Consider the following 21,859-nt stretch of genomic DNA (forward strand, 5'->3'; position numbering starts at 1 on the left):
CCGTCCACTTTTTCTTTAAGGAGAACCGATCATGAGTGCCATCCGTTATGAACTGGGTTCAGATCAGATCCTGACCCTCACCATCGACATGCCCGGACAGTCTGCCAACACCATGAATGCCGCGTTCCGGGAAGCCCTCTCGGAGACCGCCGCGAAAGTCAAAGGCGATCTGGACAACATCCGGGGTGTGATCATTGCCTCGGCCAAAAAAACCTTTTTTGCCGGCGGCGACCTGAAAGAGCTGCACAAGGTCACCCGGAAAGACGCTAAAGCCTTTGAAGATATGGTCAACGGCCTCAAAGCCAATATGCGCCTCCTTGAGACCAGTGGTAAGCCGGTGGTTGCCGCCATCAACGGTACCGCCCTTGGCGGCGGGCTCGAGATCGCCCTGGCGTGCCATCACCGTATTGCCATTAACGATGACAGCATCCAGCTTGGCCTGCCGGAAGTGACCCTGGGGCTACTGCCCGGCGGTGGTGGCACCCAGCGGCTGCCCCGGATGATCGGCCTTGAGGCTGCCTTCCCGTTCCTGATGGAAGGCAAGAAGGTGAACCCGAAAGCCGCCCTCAAAGCCGGCATTGTCGATGAACTGGCCGATTCCACCGACGACATGATGGCCAAGGCCCGTGCCTTTATCGAGGCCAATCCCAAGTGCCAACAACCCTGGGACCAGAAAGGCTTCAGATTCCCCGGCGGCGCCCCCCACCATCCGGCCATGGCCCAGAAACTGGCAATCGCCCCGGCTATGCTAAAGCAGAAAACCAAGGGCTGCTATCCGGCGCCGGAGCGCATTCTCTCAGCCGCGGTTGAGGGCGCTCAGGTAGACTTTGATAACGGAAGCCTGATCGAAACCCGGTATTTCGCCGAACTGGTGATTGGCCAGGTCGCCAAGAACATGACCGGGACCTTCTGGTTCCAGCTGAACGCCATCAAGGCCGGTGGTAGTCGTCCGGACAGCGTCGACAAGGAAACCTTCCGCAAGGTGGGTGTGCTCGGTGCCGGCATGATGGGTGCAGGCATCGCCTACTCTACGGCCACCCGCGGCATCAATGTGGTGCTGAAAGATGTCTCCGTCGAAAATGCCGAGAAAGGCAAAAGTTACTCCGAAAAACTGCTGGCCAAAAAAGTCAGTCGTGGCAGGATGACCGAGGATCAGAAAGCGGAGATTCTCAGCCGAATCAAGGCCACGGACTCCGCAGACGACCTGGAAGGCTGCGACCTGGTGATTGAAGCGGTGTTCGAAGACAGTGGCCTGAAAGCGAAGGTAACGCAGGAGGCGGAGCCCAAGCTGAGGAGCAATGGCATCTTTGCTTCCAACACCTCCACCATTCCCATCACGCAGCTCGCCAATGCTTCAGCAAGGCCAGAAAACTTCATTGGCCTGCACTTCTTCTCACCGGTGGACAAAATGCAGCTGGTGGAAATCATCGTGGGCGAGCAAACCTCCGATGAAACCCTGGCGCGCTCGTTCGACTACGTTCAGCAGATCGGCAAGATCCCAGTGGTGGTGAACGACAGCCGGGGCTTCTTTACTTCCCGGGTATTCGGCACCTTCGTCAACGAAGGCATCTGCATGCTCGGCGAAGGTATTCACCCCTCCAGCATTGAAAACGCCGGACTACTGGCGGGCATGCCGGTGGGACCGCTGGCAATTTCCGACGAAGTCAGCATGACCCTGATGCAGCACATCCGGGACCAGAGCAAAAAAGACACCGAGGCTGCAGGCGGCAACTGGAACGCGCACCCGGCAGAAGCGGTGATTGACGCAATGGTTAACGAGCATGGTCGCAAAGGCAAAGCGGCAGGTGCAGGTTTCTACGACTACCCCGCCGAGGGCAAGAAGCACTTGTGGCCAGAGCTGGAGAATCTGTTTGTCGATGCGAAGAAGGCACGAAATGTCAGACTGCAGGAACTTAAGGACCGGATCCTTTTCATCCAGGCCATTGAAACCGTCCGTTGTCTGGAAGAAGGCGTTCTGCGTACCATCGAAGACGCCAACATCGGCAGTATTTTCGGAATCGGCTATGCACCCTGGACCGGTGGCGCCATACAGTTCATTAATCAGTATGGTGTGAGATCGTTCACCGAGCGGGCGAAGGAGCTCTCCAACACCTATGGCGAGCGTTTTGCGCCACCCAAGCTGCTACTGGAGAGAGCCGAGAGCAACTCGCCTTTCACCTGAGGCCATCGCGCCGGGAGGCATGACGGACCTTCCCGGCGCTCTCACTGGCCTTCTCACGGCAAAACGCCTCTCCCGGTCTGCCCACCACCGAAGGCTTTCCGGTTACCAACCTGACGGCTTCATGGACAGATTGTCACGAACCGATACGTGCTGGCTATGGCAACGGGTGTAGCGCTTGCCTACAATAAATTTATTCGCTCACGGTCAGATAAGCGTCTATACCATGCTTTTCTGCCCAACACCGTCAGGTATGCATTTATGACCATCGCGGAAAGAATTATGGCCCGTCGCTCTCCGGCACAGAACATCCGGACAGGAGCATGCAAGGCGATCACGGTTGCGTTGCTGCTCTCGACGCCACTGGGACTGCAGGCCAAAGTCGACTCTCCGTCGATCTACGAGCCAGTTGCACCCACTATCGAGCAAGCACGGGCCAATATCCTGATTGCCCGTCAGCTGCAGTTTACCCATTTCCGTGATCTCGGCATCAGCGATGAGCTGTCCGGCGACGTCTTCGATGCCTATCTGGACTATCTGGATGGTCAGCGAATTTACCTCACCAAAGCGGACATCCAGAAGTTCGAGCGGATTAAAGGCCAGTTGGGATCGGCTCTGAAAACCGGCCAGCTACAGCCCGGCTTCGATATCTACAACTTGGTCCAGCAGCGCATCATTGAGCGACTGCAGTTTGCCATTAGCGTGATCGACACTGGTATCAACAAACTGGATTTTTCGGAAAAAGAGCGCATTCTCGTCGATCGTTCAGAAGCGGACTGGGTGCCTGATACCCAGGCTCTGGACGAACTCTGGCGCAAGCGAATCAAGAATGCAGTGCTCGCACAGCGCCTCAGTGGCACCGAAGACGATGCTATTGAAGAAACGCTGCTTCGTCGTTACGAAGGACAGCTAAAACGCGCTTACCAGGCCCGAAGCGAGGATGCATTCCAGGCCTACATGAACGCGTTTACAGGCATGTGGGACCCGCACACCTCGTATTTTTCTCCGCGCACATCCGAAAACTTCAACATCAACATGAGCCTTTCTCTCGAAGGCATCGGTGCGGTTCTGCAGTCGGACAACGAGTACACCAAAGTGGTTCGGCTGGTTCCCGGCGGGCCGGCGTCCAAGCAGGGCCAGTTGCAACCGGCAGACCGGATTGTCGCAGTGTCCCAGGAAGACGAAAAGCCAGTGAATGTCATCGGCTGGCGTCTTGACGAAGTCGTGGATCTGATCCGCGGCCCAAGAAATTCAACCGTGACCCTGGAAGTCATTCCGGCCACCGCCTCTGATGAAACTATGACCAAAACCATCGCCATCAAGCGGGATGAGGTGAAACTGGAAGAACAAAGCGCCAGCAAAGACACCCTCCAACTGGAGCGGGCCGGCAAGCAATACACCATTGGCGTTGTCACCATCCCGACCTTTTACGCTGATTTCCAGGCCATGCAGGCCGGTGACCCCAACTACAAGAGCACGACCCGGGATGTTCGCGAGCTGATCGCCGAACTGAAAGCGCAAGGCGTCGATGGGCTGGTGATTGACCTGCGCAATAATGGCGGCGGGGCCCTGCATGAGGCCAATGACCTGGTCGGCCTGTTCATCGACAAAGGCCCAACCGTGCAGATCCGTAACGCCAACAATGACGTGCAGGTACTCAACGACGAAGATCCGTTAGTTGCCTACGACGGTCCTCTGGTGGTTCTGACCAACCGCATGAGTGCATCCGCCTCCGAGATCTTCGCGGGCGCCATTCAGGACTATGGCCGAGGGCTGGTGGTCGGTTCTCAGACATTCGGCAAAGGGACAGTGCAGGCCGTCAGACCGCTAAACCATGGCCAGCTGAAGATTACCCAGTCGAAGTTCTACCGGGTATCCGGCGGTTCGACCCAGCACAAGGGGGTGATCCCGGATATCGAGATTCCGTCCCGCATCGACAAGACCCGGATCGGTGAAGACGCCCTTGAGCATGCCCTTCCCTGGGATCAGATTGAGGCCGTGCCCCACACCCGCTATTACGATTTCAGCGGAATTATTGATGAACTTCGCAAGCGTCATGAAGAGCGTTTCTCAACAAGCCCGGAGTTCAGTCTTTTGCAACAGGAAATCAACTTCCTGGCGGAACAACGGGCAACGGATAGCGTCAGCCTTAATCAGGAAGAACGTCGAGAGCAGCACGAGCAGGTTGAGCGTACCCGCCTTGCTATTGCCAATGCCCGCCGGGAGCTCAAAGGCGAGCAGCCGTTCGAATCGCTGGACGATCTTGAAGACTGGCAGGACCAGCAGGCCGCAGACCTCAATTCAACCGACGAAGAACTGGATTTTGTCATTCGGGAAGGTGGCCACATCATGGCGGACATGCTGGATCTGGATGGCCGTATGGCTTCCATATTGACCCCGCAGCAGTTTGCGGCTCAGGATCCGGCCAGGTAAGTCGCAGCCACCAGCCCCTATGACTGAAAACGGCGACAGCGGACAGGACAACCGGCAGAAGGCGCGAATACTCCAGGACATGCTCCTGGACGCCCTTCATGCCATGCGCTCTCTGGAAGAGGTTCAAAGCCTGGAAAAACCGGCGACCCAGGAGCGGGTTCAAGAAGGCCTCATTGACCGCCTGGCCAGTCTGACTGGCTCAGCGCTGCGTTTTGGGGTCAAGGCCACCGACACTTCCCTCCGGGTTGGCCGAGCCCTGATCAATTCCCAGGATCAGCTTCGGGCCATGCTCACCGCGGGCCAATCTTTGAAGGACATTCGGGAAGTGGCCGGTCTGACCCTGTCGGAAATGAGCGAGGCCCTGAACCTCCGAGACAAATCTGTCCTGGAGGCCATTGAAAACGGCACCACCACCCTCTCCTTTGAACTGATCCTCAGGCTCGCTGCCCTCATCGCCCGGAACGACCCCATTCCGTTTATCATGCGCACCACCCGCAATTACAACCCCGAGGTCTGGCAGCTGCTGAATGACTGGGGCGTGGCAAGACTGCCTCTGCAATTCGAGCGTGAACGGGAATTCATCAATATTTTCCGCCGGCATGATGATGCCCGTACGCTTTCAGACGAAGGTTTCCAAAAGGTACTGGAGTTCACCCGCCACAGCTTCGAGATGTCCCTGCACTTTGTGGAAGAACAGGAACGACAGGTGGAGGAACTGCGTGCGGCTTACGAGGGAAAGGAGCCCGCTGAGCCCGGCAAGCCGGAAAAGCAACCCGCTCCCAGAAAGCGTTCAGGGGGCAAGAGCCCCTCAGCCAAATAGTGCCCGCATACCGGTAATATTTGGGTTATGCACCACCCCCTTTTCCGTAACGATGGCATCAATCAGGCTGGCCGGCGTTACATCAAACACCGGGTTAAACACCTTTACGCCTTCCGGCGCCAGCGGAATCCCGCGAACTTCCCGCACTTCCAGTCCTTCACGCTCTTCAATGGGGATGTCCGCGCCCGAGGCCAGTGACATGTCCACGGTGCTGGAGGGCGCCACCACCATAAAGCCCACTCTGTGATGACGGGCCAGAACCGCCAGGCTGTATGTGCCGATCTTGTTCGCGACATCCCCATTGGCGGTGATTCGGTCCGCGCCTACGATGACCCATTGCACATTTCCGCCAGCCATGATCGCCGCCGCCGCACTATCGGCATTCAGGGTAACGGGGATGCAGTCGCGGGACAGCTCCCAGGCCGTCAGGCGACTGCCCTGAAGCCAGGGCCGGGTTTCATCGGCAAAGACCTCCTTCAGCAGCTTTTCCTCGTTCAGCCTGCGAATAACGCCCAGGGCAGTCCCGTACCCGCCCGTCGCCAGGGCGCCAGTGTTACAGTGGGTGAGTACCGATATTGGTTTGTCCGGCGCCATAAATTCCAGGGCATGATCCGCCATGGCAAAATTGGCAGCAAGATCCTCCTCATGGATTGCCACCGCCTCTTTTGCCAGCCGCTTTACCGCCTCGGCAAGGGAATGGCATTCGTGAAATACCTGCTCCATGCGCTGCAGAGCCCAGAAAAGGTTGACCGCCGTAGGGCGAGACTCCGCAAGTTCACGGATGGATTGTTTGATTTCCGCCTTCCAGTCACCACCGCCAGCGTGCCGCGCTGCCAGAGCGACCCCGTAAGCGGCACTGATACCAATGGCCGGGGCGCCGCGAACCACCATATCCCGAATGCTTTGCGCCACACCGGCTGCACCTTCGAGGGTAATCCAGTGCTCCTCCCCCGGCAGCAGGCGCTGGTCCAGCAGTTCAAGACTGCTGCCATGCCATCTTATGGCAACGGTGCCAATGCCACGCTCAAAAGACAGTTTCGGGGTTTCTGCCATAATAAATGCTCCGGTTTTGCAGCGCTGAAAAGCGCCAGTATAACGGTTATACTTCCGGGCTACATTTCCATAGCGCGGCGGCACCGCGCCAACCTCTGTAAGGCAGGGTTAATGACGGCAGATACCATCACCGCAGCCGATATCCGCATCAACGCACGCTGGCTGATCCCAATTGAACCGGCGGGCACGGTCCTTGATAACCGGGCCGTGATCATTCAAGGAGAGCGGATTGCTGCGGTCATACCTCAGGAACAGGCAGACCGGGAATTCAGAACCCGCGAAACGGTTGATCTGCCACATCACGTCGTGATGCCTGGCCTGATCAATATGCACGGCCACGCGGCGATGACGCTCTTCAGAGGCATGGCAGATGACCTTCCGCTGATGACCTGGCTGAACGATCACATCTGGCCGGCCGAGGGTCGTTTCATTAGCGAGCAGTTCATTGCCGATGGCACGCAGCTGGCCATGGCCGAAATGCTGCGCACGGGCACCACCACCTTCTCGGATATGTATTTCTTTCCCGAAATTGCCGCACAGGTCGCCCACGATGCCGGCATTCGCGCCCAGATCTGTTTCCCCTTGCTGGATTTTCCCACTGCTTGGGGTTCCGGGCCAGAAGAGTATCTGAGCAAGGGTCGAGCGCTTATCAACACCTGGAAGGACGATGGCTACATCATGCCGGCCATTGGCCCCCATGCGCCCTATACCGTCTCAGACGGCCCCATGGCGGAAGCGGTCCGGCTATCAGAAGACACCGGCGCACGGATCCAGATCCACTTGCATGAAACGGCTTTTGAAGTGGCTGAGGCCAGTGAAAAGCTCGGAAAGCGACCAACAGCACGGCTGGCAGAGCTTGGCGTGTTGCGCCCGGAAACCCAGTGCGTGCACATGACCCAGATCGACAACAGCGATATCAACCTGCTGCAGCAGTCCGGCGCCCAGGTTATCCATTGCCCGGAATCCAACCTGAAACTGGCCAGCGGCCTGTGTCCGGTCCAGAAGCTCCTCGATAGCGGAGTAAACGTTGCCCTCGGTACGGACGGTGCCGCCAGCAACAACGACCTGGACTTGTTCGGCGAACTGCGTACAGCTGCCATGGTGGCCAAGGTTGTGGCCGAAGATGCCGCGGCGCTGTCTGCCCACAAAGCCCTTGAGATGGCCACCATCAACGGTGCCCGGGCCCTTGGCCGGGATCACGAGCTGGGCTCCCTGGTTTCGGGCAAACTGGCCGACATTATTGCCGTTGACCTGAGCGACCCGTTCCTGCAGCCAGTTTATGACCCCGCCTCCCATCTCGTGTACAGCAACCACGGCCGGTCCGTAAGCCACAGCTGGATAAACGGCGTACCACAAGTACAGGACGGCCGGCTAACCCGAATTGACGTCGCCGATCTCATGCTTCGGGTCGATGACTGGGCCGGGCGAATCCGCAAACAGGCTGACTAACCGATTTTCTATTGATTCACCAGGCAGAACCAACCATGACAAACCAGAACGTAGACCGGAATGAAATTGCCAAGTTTGAGGCCCTGGCTAGCCGCTGGTGGGACCCTACCAGCGAGTTCAAGCCGCTGCACGACATCAACCCCCTGCGTCTGAACTACATTGACGAGCGGGTATCCCTGGCCGGCAAGCGGGCCCTGGATGTCGGCTGCGGCGGCGGCCTGCTGTCTGAGGGCATGGCACAGCGCGGTGCCCACGTAACGGGCATCGATATGGGCGAGGCGCCGCTCTCCGTGGCGCGACTGCATGGCATGGAAACCGGGGTGAAAGTGAATTATCGCCAGATCACCGTCGAAGAACTGGCCCAGGAGAAAGACCATGTCGGCCAATACGACGTGGTCACCTGTCTGGAAATGCTGGAGCACGTGCCGGACCCCGCATCGGTGATCAGGGCCTGTGCCACCATGCTCAAGCCCGGCGGCCATCTGTTTGTGTCAACAATCAACCGCAATCCCAAGTCATTCCTGTTTGCCATTGTTGGTGCGGAATACGTGCTCGGGCTGCTTCCCAAGGGAACTCACGAGTGGAAGAAATTTATCCGACCTTCGGAAATGTCAGACCACCTGCGTCATGCCGGCCTGGATGTCCGGGAGCTTACGGGCATGACCTATAACCCGGTTACCAAGGTCTACAAACTGGGCCGGGATGTGGACGTTAATTACCTGATGCATGCCAGGGATACCCGTGAAGCCTGAAGCCAACCCAGAACCGTCTGCGGTCCTCTTTGATCTGGACGGAACGCTGATCGACACGGCACCGGATTTTATTCGCTGCCTGAACCGGCTGCGCAAACTGCATGGCCTGCCTGCCCTGCCCCCGGAGCGCATTCGCCGCTCCGTATCCAACGGGGCGCGGGCGATGATCCGAGTGGGCTTCGGGCTTGAACCGGACCACCCGGATTACCTGGAAAAGCACACCGCTTTTCTGGACCTCTACGAAACAGGCGTGGCGGTTGAAACCACCCTGTTTGAGGGCATCGACGAGCTTCTCACGGCCCTTGAGGCACGTGGCATACCCTGGGGCATCGTCACCAACAAACCGGCCCGGTTCGCCGTGCCCTTGATCGAGGCGCTGGACCTGGCAGGCCGCTGCGCCGCGCTGGTGTGTCCGGATCACGTCGCCCAGCGCAAGCCCCACCCGGAAGCCCTGTTCCTTGCCTGCCAGCAGATGGGCACGGAGCCTGGCACAGGCATTTATGTGGGCGACCACGAGCGTGATATTGAAGCCGGTCGTAATGCCGGCATGAAAACCATTGCCGTGCGTTATGGCTACATCGAGCAGCCAGAGAGCGTTGACCTGTGGCAAGCCGATCTTATAGCAGACACCGTCACCGATCTGGCAAAGCTGTTACAATAGTCGGCGAAACTTAGGATCCGGTTTCCATACCGGTAACAGCCTGACACGGAGACAGGTTATGCATGATTACCAAGCACCCGCCGATCTTCTGAAAGACCGTATCGTGATGGTTACGGGTGCCGGAAGTGGCATTGGCAGGGCTGCGGCCAAGGCCTATGCAGCCCATGGTGCGACCGTAGTACTTGTGGGCCGCACAGTCAGCAAGCTGGAAACGGTTTACGACGAAATCGAGGCCGCTGGTCACCCTAAGCCCGCCATTGTACCCATGAATTTTGAAGGCGCGGCGGTCAAGGATTACGAAGAACTCGCGATGACCCTCGAGGATAATTTCGGCCAGCTGGACGGCCTGCTGCACAACGCTGCCATTCTGGGCGACCGCAGCCCGGTAGAGCTGTACGATCCGGAAACCTGGAACAAGGTCATGCATGTTAACGCCACGGCACCTTTCCTGCTCAGCCGGGCTATGATTCCCCTATTGCGCAAATCCGATAATGCCTCGGTGATTTTCACTTCCTCCGGCGTCGGTCGTAAAGCAAAAGCCTACTGGGGCGCCTATGCCGTCTCCAAGTTCGCAGTCGAAGGCCTGAGCCAATTACTGTCAGAAGAGCTGGACGATGAGCGCCACAATGTACGGGTGAACAGTCTGAACCCGGGCGCCACCCGTACCAACATGCGAGCTCGCGCCTATCCGGCGGAGAATCCACAGCAAAATCCGGCACCGGAAGACCTGATGCCGATTTACCTGTATCTCATGGGCAAGGACAGCCAGGGCGTTAACGGCCAGCGACTCGACGCACAACCGAAATAATGGAACTGCTTTTCTATACGACAGCCCAGTGCCATTTGTGCGAGCTGGCCGAAGCCCTGCTGGTGAACACCTCCATGCCGAAGCCGATACCGGTAGACGTAGTGGACATTGCCCAGTCCGAAGAGCTGGTTGAGCGTTATGGCACCCGCATCCCGGTGTTGCGACGTAACGACACCGGAGTGGAGCTGGACTGGCCGTTTACCAGGGATGAATTACTCACATTCCTGCAATGAGGATTGCCTGACATGTTGATGGTTATTTCCCCTGCCAAGACACTGGATTACGAAAGCCCGCTGGCGACAGACAAGGTCACCCAGCCGGATTTTCTTGATGATGCCTGTGAGCTGGTGGACCAGCTCAAAGAACTGGAACCGCACCAGATCAGCAACCTGATGGGCATCAGCGACAAGCTGGGCCAACTGAACGCGGACCGTTTCCGGAACTGGCACACGCCGTTTACCCCAAAGAACGCCCGCCAGGCGGTTCTGGCGTTTAAAGGCGATGTCTACACCGGTCTGGACGCCGAAAGCTTCAGCGAGCCGGATTTCGAGTTTGCCCAGGATCACCTGCGCATGCTGTCCGGCCTTTATGGCGTGCTGAAACCATTGGACCTGATGCAGCCCTATCGGCTGGAGATGGGTACCCGTTTCGAGAACAGCCGCGGCAAGGATCTTTATGCGTTCTGGGGCCACAAGATCACCGTTGAGATCAACCGCCTGCTGGCAGAAGACGATGGGGTGCTCGTTAACCTTGCCTCCAACGAGTATTTCAAAAGTGTAAAGAAGAAAGAACTTGAAGGCCGACTGGTTACTCCCCAGTTCAAGGACTTGAAGAATGGTCAATACAAGATGATCAGCTTCTACGCCAAGAAAGCCCGCGGTCTGATGTGCCGATACGCCATTCAGAACCGCATCACACAAGCCGACGACCTGAAAGGATTTAATCTCGAAGGCTATTACTTCAGCGAAGACCAATCCGATAAGAACAACTGGGTTTTCCTGCGGGATGAACACTAGGGAGATGATCTGAGACTCCCTGATCCACGTTGATATCGGAGTAAAGCAATGAACGAAGCAGTTTTTTCCCAGATCGCCATGCTGGTGTTTCTGACCGGCCTTATTGTCTGGATGGGTGTTATCGTCTGGGATCTGGCCAAGAAGTCACAGGCAGGAAAGTTCGGCACCATTGCCCTGTTTACCGTACTGGGCGCCGGCGTTGTCGGCTTTATCGTTAAAACCGTACTCGTAGAGATCATGCAAATATGAAAGACAAGGACCAGGCCTGATGTGGTTTCGCAATGCCCGTGTATTCCGTTTTACCAAACCGTTTGACATCTCTGCCGAAGAGCTGCAGGAAAAGCTCCAGGCCGACACTTTCAAGCCCTGCGGCCCACAGGAAACCAGCCGCCAGGGCTGGGTGCCGCCACTGGGCAAACATGGTGACCAGCTGGTCCACAGTGCCAACGGCTACCATCTGATTGCCCTGCGCAAAGAAGAGAAGATTCTTCCGGGGCCGGTGGTCAAGGAAGCCGTAGAGGAAAAAGCCGAAGCCATCGAATTCGAGCAGGGCCGCAAGGTTCGCCGCAAGGAAAAGGACGAGATCAAAGAACAGGTGATGCTGGAGATGCTGCCGCAGGCCTTCTCCAAGAATCGCCGTTGTTTTGCCTATATCGCACCGCAGGACGGTGTGCTGGTGGTTGACGCCGGCTCCGCAAAACAGGCCGAAGATCTGGCCTCAACCCTGCGCAAGAGCCTTGGTTCGCTACCGGTGCGCCCGCCGGTCGTGGAGCAGGCACCTGCCTTCACACTTACCGGCTGGCTGAATGAATCCATTGATTTGCCCGGCACGGTGGTTCTGGGTAATGAATGCGAACTGAAGGATCCGTCCGAGGACGGTGGTGTCGTGCGCTGCAAAGGCCTGGACCTGAAAGCGGATGAGATCCGCAATCACCTGGATGCCGGTATGCAGGTCACCAAACTGTCCCTCACCTGGGATGACAACGTCTCGTTTGTACTGGATGAAGAACTGGGCATTCGCCGTCTGAAATTTGGCGAAACCCTGCAGGACCAGCTCGATGACGTCGATGTGGACGACGCAGCGGCCAAGTTCGACGCGGCCTTCACCTTGATGACCCTGGAGCTGTCCAGGCTAATTCCTGGCCTCCTGGAGGCTCTGGGCGGCGAAGACCGCTCGGCGATCGTCGAGGAGTAAACTGAACAGAGCGCCCCTCAGTGGGCGCTCTTTCCCAACCGCTCCCTCTGCCAGTCCTTTTCCGGTTCATTCAGAACCAGCCGAAGATCCATCACTTCCTCTTCCGTGTTGAACTTGACTTCGAAACCCAGGTGCTCCGCCAGTTGCAGCATCGGGCGGTTGTCCGGCAACACGTTCCCGACCATTTCCATAGTGCCCCGGGCCCGGCAGTAGTCGATCATTTTCTGCATCAAGGCAACACCAAGGCCTTCACCCTTCATTTTGTCGTGCACCATCACCGCAAACTCGCATTGCAGGTTGTCTGCGTCGGTCCAGGTCCGCACTGTACCCAGGGTTTCCTCGCCCTCTCCATCTTCCCTGGGCGCGTTGGCGATAAACACCATTTCCCGGTCGTAATCGATCTGCACCATCTGAGCCACGTCCTCCCGGGAAAAGTGCTTGCGGTACTGGAAGAACCGGTAGCGAATGGATTCAGGTGACTGCAGTTCGTGGAAAGCCCGGTGGGCGGGCTCATCTTCGGCCAGTACCGGCCGGAGAATCACCCGCCGGCCAGATTTTGGCAGCACAATCCACTCCTCGAGCTCCCTGGGGTATGGCTGGATAATGGGCCGGCCGGGCTTGTCGGCCAGATTGATGGCGATATTTACCGCCACGGCGCCCTGCTCGTTGAACAGCAGCGGAGCAATCTCGAGGCCCTGGATCTCCGGTATGTCGATCACAATCTGGGATAGTGTCACCAGGGTTTCAGAAACGGCCCGGATATCCTCCTCCGGCTTGAGGCTGTGCTCCCTGAGCAGCTTGTACATATAGGTGCGGCGCAGGAGCTCCCTCGCCAGCACCATGTTCAGGGGTGGCAGCGCGATCTGCCGGTCGGTCATTACGTTGATCTGGGCACCGGCAGCACCACAGACCACCAGGGGGCCGAACAGAGCGTCCCGGGTGATGCCCACGCTGAACTCGATACCACCCACATGCTGGTAGGAACGCTGTACCGCAAAACCGAGAAACCCGCTGTCCGGGAAATGGGTCTGATACTCCTCCATCAGGAAGCGGCAGGAATCCATGATAGCCGCCTCGCTGTTAAGCTTCTGGACAGTGCCCTTGTAGCGCCGCTGGGTCGGGCTCAGGTCCAGAAACGGATGGCAAGCCTGCTCATGAACAATGGTGATGTCGATGGGGCGGCGCTCAACCGCAAAAGCCTCCAGTACTTCCTCCATGTCATCGCAGTAAATTGTTTCGATAGTATTGATGCCGTAATCCCGCACCAGATCCCGGGCTTCACGGTTCGTCAGGTGATGGCGCCCTGAGCGCAGGGCATTCATCACCACCCTCCGGGTGTGAGTCCGGTCGGCAAAATGATCGGTAAAGGATTCCGGGGTTTCCGTCAGCAGCCGTTGGACCCGCTGATGTCGGACATGCTGCATGAAGGCCATTACCGCCTTCTCCGGGTTAAAAAATGACGGCACCCCGGCCCGGTAAAACTCCTCCCGGGCGTCCATCACCGTGCTCTGGCCCAGCCAGCAGGTGAAGACATTAAGTCGCGTGCCCTTGGAAGCCTGCACCACCGCATCGGCAATCTGCAGACTGTCCTCAGTCAGGCTAGGCGCATACATCACCAATACGTTGGCAACTTCCGGGTCCTTGGCCAGAATCTTGATGGCCTTACTGTAAAGCTCCGGAGACGCATTGTAGTTAAGGTCAATGGGGTTCTTGCGCGTCCAGTATGGCGGCAGCTGCTCAGCCAGCGCGTCGATGCTGGATGCCGACAACTCGGCCAGCTCGCCGCCCAGATCCGCCAACCGGTCCACCGCCAGGACCCCGGGCCCTACCCCATTGGCCATGATCGCCAGGGTTTCCCGCCGCAACGGACGCATGCGGGTCAAGGTTTCCAGGGCATCAAACATCTGCCCCAGGCCGTCAACCCTGAGCACACCGGCGCGCTGAAGCATAGCGTCGTAGATGGGGTCGCTGCGTTTCAGGCCATCCGGTAACTGGTGGGGAAACCACTCGGATTCGGGCACGCGGCCGGATTTCACGGCAATCACCGGCTTGGTACGGGAGGCAACCCGGACCGCCGACATGAAGCGCCGGGCATTGGGAATATTCTCGATATGCAAAAGAATGGCTCGGGTCTGGGTGTCCTGGGCGAGGTAGTCGATCAAATCATCGTGATCAATGTCCATGCCATCACCGAGGGTCAGGAAATAGGAAAACCCGACGCCCCGGGCGAAGGCCCAGTCGATCACCGAACTGGCAATGGTGCCAGACTGACCAACGAAGGCTACCTTTCCCGGGATCGCACCCATGTGGGCATAGGTGGCGTTCAGACTACGGGCCGGCACCATCAGGCCAATGGTGTTGGGGCCAAGGACCCGTATGCCGGTTTCGCGAGCGGCTTCCCTGACTGAATACATCAGGGGCTGCCCGGTTTTACTGTGGGTACGGGACATGCCACCGGTCATCACGATGGCGGTTCGAACACCCGCCTCCCCGAGCCGCTTTATGGTCTTGGCGACAGTGTCTGGCGGGGTACAGACAATCGCCAGATCCGGGGAAAACTCCATTTTGGATACTTTCTTAACGCAGGGTACCCCGTGAACATTCTCGTAATCGTTCTGGTTAACCACCAGCAAGCGTCCGGGATAACCGCCCCCCATAAGGTTCCTCAGTACCATACCGCCAAGGTTATCCCCCCGCTCCGACGCACCGATCACCACGATGGATGCGGGGTTGAACAGGCTTTCCAGATACCGGGTGCTCAAGCTGACTCTCCTTACTGACTGGCCAAGGGTCAGTCGGGTAATAAACGTAATAAAACAGGTTACTTATGAGTGTATCTCTTATCTTAGGCGCTGATCTGCCGATGTGGAATGACTATCGCCCCTATAAGACCAAAGAAACCCGGCACCCTGTGGTTTTCCCTGATAAGCTTAAAGAAAATATAAGCATAGTGAAGGCAGCCTGAGACGTATGACCACGGCATTCTTTTTCCACGATGACTTCATGAAACACAACATGGGCCCGGAACACCCGGAGAGCCCGGAGCGACTTGCAGCCATCATCAGCTATCTGGCGGATACCGGCCTGGATCAAAAGCTCGACTGGGTTCGGCCGGAAGAAATTACCCGTGATCAGTTACTGATGGTGCACCCGGAAAATTACCTGCACCAGCTCGATCTGATGCAACCTACCCGGGGCCGGGTGTTTACCGACCCGGATACCGCCATGATGCCCGATACCCTTCGCGCGGCCCGCCTGGCGGCAGGAGCCAACGTCCAGGCCGTGGATATGGTGATGAGCAGCCAGGTGACCAATGCGTTTGTTTGCGCGCGCCCCCCTGGCCATCATGCCGAGCGCGCCAAATCCATGGGCTTCTGTTTCTACAATAACGTCGCCCTGGCCGCCATGCGCGCCCTCACCTTCCATAACCTTGAACGGGTCGCAATTATCGATTTTGACGTGCACCAGGGTAACGGCACGGTGGATATTGTCAGTGGTGATGAGCGGATCCTGATGTGCTCCAGCTTCCAGCATCCGTTCTACCCGCACTCCCACGTGCACCGGCAGGCGGACAACATTGTAAATATTCCAATTGAAGCGAATTGTTCCTCCGAGGAGTACCGGAAGCGGGTGGAAGCAGGCTGGCTGAAGCGCCTAAACGACTTCAAACCCCAGCTGGTCCTCATTTCGGCGGGCTTTGATGCCCATCGGCTGGATCCGTTGGCAGAGCTGAATCTTGATACCGAAGACTATCGCTGGCTGACCGAGATGATTGTAGGTGTCGCCCACGAGCACAGTAACGACCGTATCATTTCAACACTGGAAGGCGGCTACCACCTGCGGGCCCTGGCAGAGAGCGTGAGCGCCCATCTGGAGGTGCTGGATTCGGTTTACTGATCCCGCCTACCCCAGCGGGTCCCCGCCGTAACCGTTGGCCTGTTGCAACTCCGGCTGGTCGCCGGCCCTCTGCAGGCGGATATTGGTGCGGCGGTTGTCCGCAGGGCGGCTAGAGACCGGATACTGGTCGCCGTGGGCCCGGACAGTAATCATGTCTTCATCTATCCCCCTGGCCTTGAGATAATCCGCCACCACATTGGCCCGATCTTCCGAGAGGGCCCGGTTGTTGATCCGGCTGCCAATACTGTCACTGTGGCCATCCACGAAGATCCGTTCCACTGTCGAATCCGCTGTCACATAAGCCACAATAGTGTCCAGCAACTTCCGATCTGCATCCGACAACTGGGTACTGCCGCTGGCAAACGGAATGCGTGAGCGACCGATCTGGTCAAAGTTCACCGGCAGGAGGTTGGAAGTACACCGCTGATAGCGCTGATACTCGCCGGTGAAATTGATGTTGGACACGTGTACCCGCACCGGTCGGCCGTCAAACCAGGATTCCCGGGTAACGGTAGGGCGCATGCCATCAAGCAGGCCCCGGGCCAGCACAAAGGCCTGGCGGGTATCCAGAGAGACCTGGCGGCGACCATCCGAGACGTTCACCGTTCCCAAGGGCCGCGGCGCCACACCCGGGCGCCAGGATGGCGCTTCTACAACCAGGCTACCCTGGCCCGGGCGCATCAGCGGTGATTCAGACTCCAGAAAAAACGACAGGCTTTCCCCGGCGCGATGATAGAACACCGCTCGCCCATAACCGGGCACTTCGTGCACCAGGCGACATTCGAAAACCGACTCGGCCAGGTACCACTGGCTATTTTCAATACCAGCACCATAGCTTGCCGCCTGCCCATCAACAGGCAAACACGCGCCGAAAACACAGGCGGCCAGCACAGTTATCAGATTATTGCGGGGGCGGAATCCCATATCGGTTGCCATCGGTATCAGGGAATTAAAACGCTCTGCGTATTTAACGGCCTTTTCCCGTGTTTCTTTAGCCCCCAGGCGAAAACAATCGCCGACACCTTCTGGTATAATTCGGCAACTTTTTTCAGGGTCTTTTTTTCAGACCCGTTTTCGGCCCCGGCCTCGCCAAAGGTATTGCGGACAATTGCCATGACTGACCAGCTTACTCTAATCCGACCCGACGACTGGCACCTACACGTTCGGGACGGTGATGTCCTCAGGGATGTCGTGCCTGCCACTGCAGCCTGCTTCGGGCGGGCCATCATCATGCCCAATCTGGTTCCACCGGTAGTAACCGCAGCCGATGCCACCGCCTACCGGGACCAGGTTCTCGAGGCTGCCAGCGGCACCGGCTTTAAACCATTGATGACCCTCTACCTGACTGAAAGCACGACACCTGAATCCATTCGGGAGGCCAAAGCGGCCGGCGTTGTGGCCGCGAAGCTCTATCCGGCCGGCGCCACCACAAATTCCGCCTCAGGCGTGAAGGACATCCGCAACATCTACCCGGTTCTGGAGGCTATGGCAGACTGCGGCATGCTACTACTGGTGCATGGCGAGGTGACCGATGCCGAGATCGACATCTTCGATCGGGAGAAGGTTTTCCTGGAGCGGGTTCTGGCCCCAACCCTGGACGCGTTCCCGAACCTGCGGGTGGTACTTGAGCACATCACCACAGCGGATTCGGCGGAGTTTGTCCGGCAGCACAGCAGCGATAACCTTGGCGCTACTCTGACCCCCCAGCACCTGATGTACAACCGCAACCACATGCTGGTGGGTGGAATTCGTCCGCACCTTTACTGCCTGCCAATCCTCAAACGCAACCGCCATCAGCAGGCCCTGCGGGACGCCGTTGCCAGCGGTGACAAACGCTTCTTCCTGGGTACCGATTCGGCCCCTCACGCCAAAGATCGCAAAGAAGCGGCCTGCGGCTGTGCCGGATGTTACTCCGCCTACGGCGCCATTGGCCTGTACGCGGACATCTTCGAAGAATTGGGCATTCTCGACAAACTTGAGGCTTTTGCCAGCTTCAACGGCGCCGATTTTTACGGTTTACCACGCAATACCGACACCATCACCCTGGTTCGCGAGCCCTGGACCATGCCCATAGAACTGCCCCTGGCTGATGGCACTATTGTCCCGCTGAAAGCCGGTGAAACTGTTCACTGGCGGCTGGCGTAAACATGGCTGATTCCTTCTCACACACGGCCAAGACCGGAGCTTGAGTGACTGACGAAAACAAACCACCGCACCCTATGTCCCGCCGCTTCCGCGGCTTTCTGCCCGTTGTTGTCGATGTGGAAACGGCCGGCTTCAACCCCGAGCGAGACGCGTTATTGGAAGTGGCAGCCGTTATCCTGACCATGGATGACGACGGCTGGGTGCGCCGCACCGAAACCCACGTCCAGCAGATAGACCCCTTTGAGGGCGCCAACCTGGAGCAGTCCGCCCTCGACTTTACCGGCATTGACCCCTGGAACCCGGAACGGGAGGCGGTGCCCGAGCGGGAAGGGCTGAGCGAAATTTTCAACCCGATCCGTAAGGCCGTTAAAAACCACGATTGCAAACGGGCGGTGCTGGTTGGTCACAATGCCACCTTTGACCACAACTTCATATTTGCAGCCGCACTGCGCTCCGACATCCGGCGCAATCCGTTCCACCCCTTTTCGACCTTCGACACCGCTACCCTGGCGGGCCTCGCCTACGGCCACACTGTACTGGCCCAGGCATGTAAGCTGGCCGGTATTCCGTTCAACAACAAAGAAGCCCACTCAGCCGCCTACGATGCAGAGAAAACGGCAGACCTGTTCTGCGGCATTGTGAATCGCTGGAAGGAGCTGGGCGGTTTTCCGCCTCCCCTGATCCCGGAAGAGACGGAGTAACAGCCACAAAAAAAACCCGCCGAGGCGGGTTTATTCGTTTCAGGGCATACCTTGTTACCAGTATATGCCTCGCATGATGGCAGCGAAGGCGACCTGCTCGGACGACACCTTGGGGCGCTCGCCGGATCTGCTGCCCGCCGCAGACGGTGAATCCGGGAACATCCGGTACCCCGTGTTCATGACAATCTCGCCCATCTTCGGCGCCAGAGCGTGCAGCACCTGGGCAAAGATACCCAAACGGGTCGCAATGCGCTTCGGCCGGTAAACGATAGCATCGGCCACCATCTCCGCAGCTTCATCCGGAGAAAGCGTTGGCACCGAATCGTAGATCTTTGTTGGCGCTATCATCGGCGTTTTCACCAGCGGCATGTTAATGGTGGTGAAGGTTACGTTGCGGTCGGACCACTCGGAAGCGGCACAGCGGCTGAACGCATCCAGTGCCGATTTTGAGGCGACATAGGCGGAGAACCTGGGCGCATTGGTCAGCACACCGATGGAGGAAATGTTCACCACATGGCCACGGCGACGCTCCAGCATCTTCGGTGCAAAGCCCATGATCAGGCGCACAGAGCCAAAATAGTTCAGCTGCATGGTCCGCTCAAAGTCGTGGAAACGGTCGAAGGACAGATCCAGTGAACGACGAATGGAGCGGCCGGCGTTGTTGATCAGCACATCAACATGGCCGTGATTATCCAGAACGGTTTTGACGAACTCGTCGCAGGCTTCCATATCCGAGAAATCACACGGATAGGCATGCACGCTGGCACCACGGGACTCCAGTTCCGCCGTTACTTCCTTCAGGCGCTCCAGTTTACGGGCGCCGATAACGAGGATGGCACCTGCGTCAGCCAGTTTCTGCGCCGTTGCCAAACCAATACCGGAGGTTGCACCGGTGACCACGCAAACGCGGTCTTCAACTGTGCCACGCAGTGTGCGGTCCTTGAACAGGTCGGGATCCAGATTGCGCTCCCAGTAATCCCAGATAACCGCTGCGTAATCCGGCAAGCGCGGCACGTCGATGCCTGTACCCTCCAGAGCCCGCTCAGTTTCGCGGGCATCAAAACGCGTCGGGTAATTGATGAAGGACATCACTGAAGGCGGAATCCCCATATCGTCCAGAACCGCAGCGGTCAGTCGCTTCACCGGAGGAAGGTTTTTCAGGCTCTGCCGAATGAACGGCGGGATAAAGCCGAACATACGGGAATCGATACGCATGCCCATTTTGGGTGCGTGACCGGCCTCACTGAAGATATTGAGAATTTCTCCCACCTTGTACGGGTCTGAGTCCACCAGATGGAAGCACTTGCCGTCCTCCCCCTCAAGGTGGGCGATGTGGTCCATGGCATTGACCACGAAATCCACCGGTACAATATTCAGCCGGCCGCCTTCAATGCCAATAGTGGGCACCCACTGTGGCAGCGCGTGGCGAATTTTCTGGATCATCTTGAAGAAGTAGTAGGGGCCATCCACCTTGTCCATTTCGCCGGTGGCAGAATGGCCAATGACCATGCCCGGGCGATAGATTCGGAACGGCACCTTGCACTCTTCGCGCACAACTTTTTCGGACTCGTGCTTGGTGCGCAGGTACGGATGGTCCAGCTTCTCCGCCTCCTCAAACATATCTTCACGGAATATGCCCTTGAACAGACCTGCCGCAGCAATGGAAGACACATGATGGAAATGCTTAGCGCCCATGGCCTCGGCCGCATTAACCGCAGCCCGGGTGCCCTCAATGTTGGTTGCCTGCTGGGCCTCTTCATCGGCGCCCATGTCGTAGACCGCCGCCAGGTGGAAGAAATGATCAACCTTTCCCTTCAGGGCCTTGAGCGTTGTGGCATCGATACCCAGATTTTCACTGGTCAGGTCGCCGATAACGGCCTTTACCTGAGTTTCGTCTGCGCCCCAGCGCTCGCGCAGTTGTTCGAGTTTGTCCTGGGACTGCTCACGTACCAGCACATATACCGTGCCGCCGCGTGCCAGCAGCTTCTCTACGAGAAATCGGCCAATAAATCCGGTGCCACCGGTCAGGAAATAATTCATCAATCTTCCACCCTGCTTGTTGCTCAGTTGTTGTCTATCCATGCCGGACCATACGACTAAAGTCTTAGGTTAATCCGGAAACGCCGGCATTGTACTTAATTGCAACCTTCATGTATCGAACTTTTTTAGAGCTTTTACTCTGTAAGCCTTTGTTTTTGATAGAGCTATTACTCTAACTTTTCGCGCCGGGCCAGCCACAGGCGTGTCCAGTTCACCGACACAATGTTTTTGAGACTAGCACAGGAACGGCCGCCTGCCTGCCCAATTGCAGGATTACCACAAAGCAATGAAACACCCTGCCAGCAATGACATAATCGGGAACTTATTGTGCCTCTTGGCATCTCTTTATTTCACAGGACAACCGACCTCCGGAATCCCGATCATGCAAAAAGACAACCCCAACGCGGAACGCTACATTTCTATAGCCCGGGCCTGCCTGAAGGCCATTAACGATACGGCTGATAACGCCGGGTCCCGCGAGCAGAAAATTCAGGCGGTTTACGAAGCCATAGATAGTGCCTTTCAGGCCGAGTTTTCCGATTACCGACAGTCTGTCGCCATTATGGCAACGGTTCTCGAACGGATCGCTTCCGGTCAGCTGGATAGTGAGAAAGCTGCGGACCTTGCTCGTAAAACCCTCGATCAGCAGCCCGAAAGTACTCGCAAAGCCCTGATGCACTGAACCCCGAACACACTTACCGGATAACAGA

20 protein-coding genes are annotated in these 21,859 nt (G+C 57.7%); 15 read left to right on the forward strand and 5 right to left on the reverse strand.

Annotation, left to right across the window (positions count from 1 at the left end):
* Positions 1-31: 31 nt before the first annotated feature.
* From ACN0XM_RS03425 to ACN0XM_RS03435, 3 genes are all read left to right on the forward strand, one after another.
* Positions 32-2,182 carry a 3-hydroxyacyl-CoA dehydrogenase NAD-binding domain-containing protein gene (locus ACN0XM_RS03425; protein WP_417565527.1) on the forward strand — a complete coding sequence of 717 codons (2,151 nt, stop codon included), beginning with the start codon at positions 32-34 and terminating at the stop codon, positions 2,180-2,182.
* 258 nt (positions 2,183-2,440) lie between these two features.
* Entirely contained in the window at positions 2,441-4,612 is a 2,172-nt protein-coding gene (locus ACN0XM_RS03430) for a carboxy terminal-processing peptidase (RefSeq protein ID WP_417565528.1), read from the forward strand.
* 19 nt (positions 4,613-4,631) lie between these two features.
* The gene (locus ACN0XM_RS03435; protein WP_417565529.1) at positions 4,632-5,432 is read left to right on the forward strand and encodes a helix-turn-helix domain-containing protein; all 801 of its coding nucleotides are present in this window, start codon (positions 4,632-4,634) and stop codon (positions 5,430-5,432) included.
* On the opposite strand, the gene mtnA is transcribed toward ACN0XM_RS03435, so the two are convergent.
* Positions 5,421-6,485: an S-methyl-5-thioribose-1-phosphate isomerase gene (mtnA, locus tag ACN0XM_RS03440; RefSeq protein ID WP_417565530.1), complete on the reverse strand. Its 1,065-nt coding sequence runs from the start codon at positions 6,483-6,485 to the stop codon at positions 5,421-5,423. The genes ACN0XM_RS03435 and mtnA overlap by 12 nt on opposite strands.
* A gap of 111 nt (positions 6,486-6,596) precedes the next feature.
* Here mtnA and ACN0XM_RS03445 point away from each other — a divergent pair, with 111 nt between their 5' ends.
* From ACN0XM_RS03445 to rdgC, 8 genes are read left to right on the forward strand one after another with little or no spacing between them, the layout of a single operon-like run.
* A complete protein-coding gene (locus ACN0XM_RS03445; RefSeq protein WP_417565531.1) occupies positions 6,597-7,934 on the forward strand; it encodes a TRZ/ATZ family hydrolase in 1,338 nt (445 codons plus the stop codon).
* A gap of 35 nt (positions 7,935-7,969) precedes the next feature.
* Entirely contained in the window at positions 7,970-8,686 is a 717-nt protein-coding gene (gene ubiG / locus ACN0XM_RS03450) for a bifunctional 2-polyprenyl-6-hydroxyphenol methylase/3-demethylubiquinol 3-O-methyltransferase UbiG (protein WP_417565532.1), read from the forward strand.
* Complete coding sequence (gph, locus tag ACN0XM_RS03455) at positions 8,661-9,347, forward strand: phosphoglycolate phosphatase (RefSeq protein WP_417565533.1); 687 nt, start codon at positions 8,661-8,663, stop codon at positions 9,345-9,347. The genes ubiG and gph overlap by 26 nt, the downstream gene beginning before the upstream one ends.
* A gap of 58 nt (positions 9,348-9,405) precedes the next feature.
* Positions 9,406-10,155 carry a YciK family oxidoreductase gene (locus ACN0XM_RS03460; RefSeq protein ID WP_417565534.1) on the forward strand — a complete coding sequence of 250 codons (750 nt, stop codon included), beginning with the start codon at positions 9,406-9,408 and terminating at the stop codon, positions 10,153-10,155.
* Complete coding sequence (locus tag ACN0XM_RS03465; protein WP_417565535.1) at positions 10,155-10,388, forward strand: glutaredoxin family protein; 234 nt, start codon at positions 10,155-10,157, stop codon at positions 10,386-10,388. The genes ACN0XM_RS03460 and ACN0XM_RS03465 overlap by 1 nt, the downstream gene beginning before the upstream one ends.
* 12 nt (positions 10,389-10,400) lie before the next feature.
* Positions 10,401-11,171, forward strand: a complete 771-nt coding sequence (gene yaaA, locus ACN0XM_RS03470) for a peroxide stress protein YaaA (RefSeq protein WP_417565536.1) — start codon at positions 10,401-10,403, stop codon at positions 11,169-11,171.
* Between the two features lie 48 nt (positions 11,172-11,219).
* Positions 11,220-11,420, forward strand: coding sequence for a DUF2788 domain-containing protein (locus tag ACN0XM_RS03475; protein WP_099618918.1), 201 nt, complete (start codon positions 11,220-11,222; stop codon positions 11,418-11,420).
* A 19-nt stretch (positions 11,421-11,439) separates the two neighbouring features.
* On the forward strand, positions 11,440-12,366 hold the full coding sequence (gene rdgC, locus ACN0XM_RS03480; protein ID WP_417565537.1) for a recombination-associated protein RdgC: 927 nt from the start codon (positions 11,440-11,442) through the stop codon (positions 12,364-12,366).
* 17 nt (positions 12,367-12,383) lie between these two features.
* Here rdgC and ACN0XM_RS03485 read toward each other — a convergent pair whose 3' ends face one another.
* Positions 12,384-15,128: a GNAT family N-acetyltransferase gene (locus ACN0XM_RS03485; RefSeq protein ID WP_417565538.1), complete on the reverse strand. Its 2,745-nt coding sequence runs from the start codon at positions 15,126-15,128 to the stop codon at positions 12,384-12,386.
* A gap of 208 nt (positions 15,129-15,336) precedes the next feature.
* On the opposite strand from ACN0XM_RS03485, the gene ACN0XM_RS03490 reads away from it, so the two are divergent.
* Positions 15,337-16,263, forward strand: coding sequence for a histone deacetylase family protein (locus ACN0XM_RS03490; RefSeq protein WP_417565539.1), 927 nt, complete (start codon positions 15,337-15,339; stop codon positions 16,261-16,263).
* 6 nt (positions 16,264-16,269) lie between these two features.
* On the opposite strand, the gene ACN0XM_RS03495 is transcribed toward ACN0XM_RS03490, so the two are convergent.
* Entirely contained in the window at positions 16,270-17,187 is a 918-nt protein-coding gene (locus ACN0XM_RS03495; RefSeq protein WP_417565540.1) for a flagellar protein MotY, read from the reverse strand.
* A gap of 17 nt (positions 17,188-17,204) precedes the next feature.
* The gene (locus ACN0XM_RS03500; RefSeq protein ID WP_417565541.1) at positions 17,205-17,378 is read right to left on the reverse strand and encodes a hypothetical protein; all 174 of its coding nucleotides are present in this window, start codon (positions 17,376-17,378) and stop codon (positions 17,205-17,207) included.
* Between ACN0XM_RS03500 and pyrC the strand changes: the two genes are divergently transcribed.
* Positions 17,377-18,408 (forward strand): dihydroorotase, encoded by a 1,032-nt coding sequence (gene pyrC, locus ACN0XM_RS03505; protein WP_417565542.1) that lies wholly within the window; start codon positions 17,377-17,379, stop codon positions 18,406-18,408. The two genes, ACN0XM_RS03500 and pyrC, sit on opposite strands and share 2 nt — an antisense overlap.
* Before the next feature lie 44 nt (positions 18,409-18,452).
* A complete protein-coding gene (gene rnt, locus ACN0XM_RS03510) occupies positions 18,453-19,109 on the forward strand; it encodes a ribonuclease T (protein WP_099618924.1) in 657 nt (218 codons plus the stop codon).
* Between the two features lie 54 nt (positions 19,110-19,163).
* Here the strand turns inward: rnt and ACN0XM_RS03515 are convergent, their stop codons facing one another.
* Complete coding sequence (locus ACN0XM_RS03515; RefSeq protein WP_417565543.1) at positions 19,164-21,149, reverse strand: SDR family oxidoreductase; 1,986 nt, start codon at positions 21,147-21,149, stop codon at positions 19,164-19,166.
* A gap of 382 nt (positions 21,150-21,531) precedes the next feature.
* Between ACN0XM_RS03515 and ACN0XM_RS03520 the strand changes: the two genes are divergently transcribed.
* Positions 21,532-21,831, forward strand: a complete 300-nt coding sequence (locus ACN0XM_RS03520) for a hypothetical protein (RefSeq protein ID WP_417565544.1) — start codon at positions 21,532-21,534, stop codon at positions 21,829-21,831.
* Positions 21,832-21,859 lie beyond the last annotated feature (28 nt).

Origin of the sequence: Marinobacter sp. (assembly GCF_048269445.1) — a bacterium.
Classification (GTDB): Bacteria; Pseudomonadota; Gammaproteobacteria; order Pseudomonadales; family Oleiphilaceae; genus Marinobacter.